The sequence below is a fragment of the Pseudomonas sp. K5002 genome, assembly GCF_013386655.1.
Lineage (GTDB): Bacteria > Pseudomonadota > Gammaproteobacteria > Pseudomonadales > Pseudomonadaceae > Aquipseudomonas.
The window spans coordinates 1-4,300 of the sequence record NZ_JACARK010000285.1 but is presented as its reverse complement, the minus strand read 5'-3'; the positions used below and the strand labels follow the sequence as shown (position 1 = coordinate 4,300).

Sequence of the window (4,300 nt, the reverse complement as noted above, 5' to 3'; positions counted from 1 at the left end):
CTGCGGATGCGCCGACTGAACGCCGGCTGGGTGACGAAGCGCCGCTCAGCCGCCTGGGAGAAGCTGCGGGTGGCAGCCAAGGCGCTAAAGTCTTCCAGCCATTTGCTTTCAAGGTTCATCACATCCTCCCGGGGCACGCACCATTTTGGCACACACGTCCGTCATGGTAACGGGGTCACACCGACATTATGCCGTTTATGCATAGGCCAGTGTTTAACAGCATTGGCCCAAAATCTCCTGCAAGCCTAGCATTCACAGCGTTCCGGCCTAGCCCGGGTCCATATCGAGATGATTTCCGTCATGTCCTCCGCTGCATCTTTCCGCACAGAAAAAGACCTGCTTGGCGTACTCGAAGTACCCGCTCAAGCGTATTACGGCATCCAGACCCTGCGAGCGGTGAACAACTTCCGTCTCTCGGGCGTTCCGATTTCGCATTACCCGAAATTGGTGGTCGGCCTGGCAATGGTCAAGCAGGCAGCTGCTGACGCCAACCGCGAGCTGGGCCAACTCAGCGAAGCCAAGCACGCTGCCATCAGCGAAGCCTGTGCCCGTCTGATCCGCGGCGATTTCCACGAAGAGTTCGTGGTGGACATGATTCAAGGCGGCGCTGGCACTTCAACCAACATGAATGCCAACGAAGTCATCGCCAACATCGCGCTGGAGGCCATGGGTCACAGCAAGGGCGAATACCAATACCTGCACCCCAACAACGACGTGAACATGGCGCAGTCGACCAACGACGCCTACCCGACCGCGATCCGCCTGGGTCTGCTGCTGGGCCACGACGCGCTGTTGGCCAGTCTCGACAGCCTGATCCAGGCGTTCGCTGCCAAGGGTGAAGAATTCAGCCACGTCCTGAAAATGGGCCGTACCCAGCTGCAAGACGCAGTGCCGATGACCCTCGGCCAGGAATTCCGTGCCTTCGCCACCACCCTCGGTGAAGACCTGGCCCGCCTGAAGACCCTGGCGCCTGAGCTGCTGACCGAAGTGAACCTGGGCGGCACCGCCATCGGTACCGGCATCAACGCCGACCCGCGTTACCAGGCCCTGGCCGTCCAGCGCCTGGCGACCATCAGCGGCCAGCCGCTGGTACCGGCTGCCGACCTGATCGAAGCCACCTCCGACATGGGCGCTTTCGTGCTGTTCTCCGGTATGCTCAAGCGTACCGCGGTGAAGCTGTCAAAGATCTGCAACGACCTGCGCCTGCTGTCCAGCGGCCCGCGCACCGGCATCAACGAAATCAACCTGCCGGCGCGCCAGCCAGGCAGCTCGATCATGCCCGGCAAGGTCAACCCGGTGATCCCGGAAGCCGTGAACCAGGTGGCGTTCCAAATCATCGGTAACGATTTGGCGCTGACCATCGCGGCCGAAGGCGGCCAGCTGCAACTGAACGTGATGGAGCCGCTGATCGCCTACAAGATCTTCGACTCGATCCGCCTGCTGCAACGCGCCATGGACATGCTGCGCGAGCACTGCATCGTCGGCATCACTGCCAACGAAGCCCGCTGCCGCGAACTGGTGGAACACTCCATCGGCCTGGTCACCGCGCTGAACCCGTACATCGGCTATGAAAACGCCACCCGCATCGCCCGTATCGCCCTTGAAAGCGGCCGCGGCGTGCTGGAACTGGTGCGCGAAGAAGGCTTGCTCGACGACGCCATGCTCGACGACATCCTGCGCCCCGAAAACATGATTGCCCCACGCTTGGTGCCTCTGAAGGCCTAAGCGTTTGTTGCACCGCTCACCAGGTTGAGGGACTAGACACCTCTCACCTTTTGAGGGCCTGAAGGCTCGTTCTTCAGGCCCTTTTTTTTGCCTCAAGGTTGTGAAATGACGCCAATAAAAACTCCAAGATCGCCCAACAAACCCGCCTTGCCCGTAACGCCTTGGCTGAAACCTTTAATCGCCTCGTGCAGACGGATCACCCACTCCTAGGTATAGTGCCGCCCCTCTTCGCGTCAGCGGTCGTCGGTAACGAGACCCTGGGAAGCGCGAAACCGCATGAATAACAACACCCGCAAAAGGATTGGGGTCGAAGCGTCGTGCACTGCCTGGTGCCGAGCGATGCGTCGGACCGTCCTGCGTTTGCCATTAGAAAAATCAGCGAGGAACACTCCATGCTAGAAGTCATCAACGACTTCCTCTCAGGGAAAGTATTGATCGTGCTCATTGTCGGGCTCGGTGGTTACTTCACGATCCGCTCGCGTTTCGTTCAGTTGCGTCACTTTTTCCACATGTTTTCGGTGTTTCGCGACAGCCTGAAAAGCAGCGCCGGCCAGCTCAGTTCGTTCCAGGCGCTGATGCTCAGCCTCGCCGGGCGCGTGGGTGCCGGCAACATCGCTGGCGTCGGCATTGCCGTGACCCTGGGTGGCCCGGGCGCCGTATTCTGGATGTGGGTCACCGCTCTGGTGGGCATGTCTTCGAGCTTTATCGAGTGCTCCCTCGGCCAACTGTACAAACGCACCGACGCTGAAGGCACCTACCGTGGTGGCCCGGCGTATTACATCCAGCACGGCCTGCACAAACGCTGGCTGGGCATGGTGATGGCGTTCCTGCTGCTGGTGACTTTCGGCTTCGCCTTCAATGGCCTGCAAGCCCACGCCGTCACCCACTCGCTGAACAACGCGTTTGGCCTCGACACCACCTACACCGGCCTGGCCCTGGCGGTGTTGCTGGGCCTGGTGTTCATCGGCGGGATCAAGCGTATCGCCTCGATCGCCGACCTGCTGGTACCGGTCAAGACCCTGGTCTACATCGCGGTGACCCTGTACGTGATCGTGCTGCAATTCGACCACGTGCCGGCCATGCTCGCGACCATCGTCAAGAGCGCTTTCGGCCTCGACCAGGCCTTCGGTGGCCTGGTGGGCAGCGCGATCATCATGGGTGTGAAACGCGGCGTGTTCGCCAACGAAGCCGGCCTGGGCAGTGCGCCTAACGTGGCGGCAGTCGCCTCGGTTGAACACCCGATCGCCCAGGGCGTGGTTCAGGCGTTCAGCGTGTTCCTCGACACCTTCGTCATCTGCACCTGCACCGCGCTGCTGATCCTGCTCTCGGGTTTCTACACCCCGGGCTTCGAAGGCGACGGCATTGCCTTGACCCAGAATTCCCTCGCAGCGGTGGTGGGTGACTGGGGCCGGATGTTCATCTCGGTGGCCCTGGCGTTGTTCGTGTTCACCTCGATCATGTACAACTACTACCTCGGCGAGAGCAACCTGCGCTTCATCGTGGGCGACAACCGCAAGGTGCTGATGGGCTACCGCGCGCTGGTGCTGGTGCTGATTTTCTGGGGTTCCATCGAGAACCTGAGCACCGTGTTTGCCTTCGCCGACATCACCATGACCATGCTGGCGTTCGTCAACCTGTTCGCCCTGGCGTTCCTGTTCAAGATCGCCATGCGCATCCTGAATGACTACGACGGCCAGCGTGCTGCGGGCATCAAGACCCCGGTGTTTGATTCCAGCAAGTTCCCGGACCTGGACCTGGACCGCAAGGCCTGGCCGGCAAATCCGGTGAAGCCTGAGCCAGCCGCTCAAGCGACCGCAGAACTGAACGCTCAAGCGCAACGCTAAACCTAGATAGATGACACGCCGCCCGGCCTTGGGCATGCTCTGGGCCCGGCGGCGTTTTTCGTTCAGGAGATTCTTCAATGCAACCAGCCAACAACGTCATGGTGCTCTACACCGGCGGCACCATCGGCATGCAGGCCAGCGCCAACGGCCTGGCCCCCGCTTCGGGGTTTGAAGCGCGCATGAGCGAAGCCCTCGCCCAACTGAATATGCCAGCCTGGCGCTTTCGGGAAATGTCCCCGCTGATCGACAGTGCGAACATGACCCCCGCCTACTGGCAGCGCCTGCGCGTCGCCGTGATCGAGGCGGTGGACGAGGGTTGCGACGCCGTACTGGTGCTGCACGGCACCGACACCCTGGCCTATAGCGCTGCGGCCATGAGTTTCCAACTGCTGGGCCTGCCCGCGCCGGTGCTGTTTACCGGCTCGATGCTGCCGGCCGGTGTACCCGACAGCGATGCCTGGGAAAACGTCAGCGGTGCGCTGGCAGCCCTGGGCGCTGGCCTGGCGCCTGGCGTGCAACTGTACTTCCACGGTGCACTGATGGCCCCGACCCGTTGCGCGAAGATCCGCAGTTTTGGTCGCCATCCGTTTGCCGCGTTGCAGCGTAACGGCGGCGTCGCCAAGGCGGACATGATTCCGGCGGCGCTGCATTACCGCCAGCCCAAGGCGCTGGTCAATGTGGGCGTGCTGCCACTGGTGCCGGGCATCGCCGCCGCGCAATAGGACGCGTTG

The 4,300-nt window shown here is 61.8% G+C and carries 3 protein-coding genes and 1 pseudogene; 3 read left to right on the top strand and 1 reads right to left on the bottom strand.

The window, feature by feature from the left end:
* On the bottom strand, positions 1-119 hold a 119-nt coding region (locus HX846_RS14840; protein WP_178965629.1), incomplete at its 3' end, for a LysR family transcriptional regulator.
* A gap of 181 nt (positions 120-300) precedes the next feature.
* Between HX846_RS14840 and aspA the strand changes: the two genes are divergently transcribed.
* The 3 genes and pseudogenes from aspA to HX846_RS14825 form a co-directional block, all read left to right on the top strand.
* Complete coding sequence (aspA, locus tag HX846_RS14835; protein WP_003213415.1) at positions 301-1,725, top strand: aspartate ammonia-lyase; 1,425 nt, start codon at positions 301-303, stop codon at positions 1,723-1,725.
* A 392-nt stretch (positions 1,726-2,117) separates the two neighbouring features.
* Positions 2,118-3,569: a sodium:alanine symporter family protein gene (locus tag HX846_RS14830; protein WP_003213417.1), complete on the top strand. Its 1,452-nt coding sequence runs from the start codon at positions 2,118-2,120 to the stop codon at positions 3,567-3,569.
* 77 nt (positions 3,570-3,646) lie between these two features.
* Positions 3,647-4,288, top strand: a pseudogene (locus HX846_RS14825) (asparaginase domain-containing protein); the annotation flags it as partial.
* Positions 4,289-4,300 lie beyond the last annotated feature (12 nt).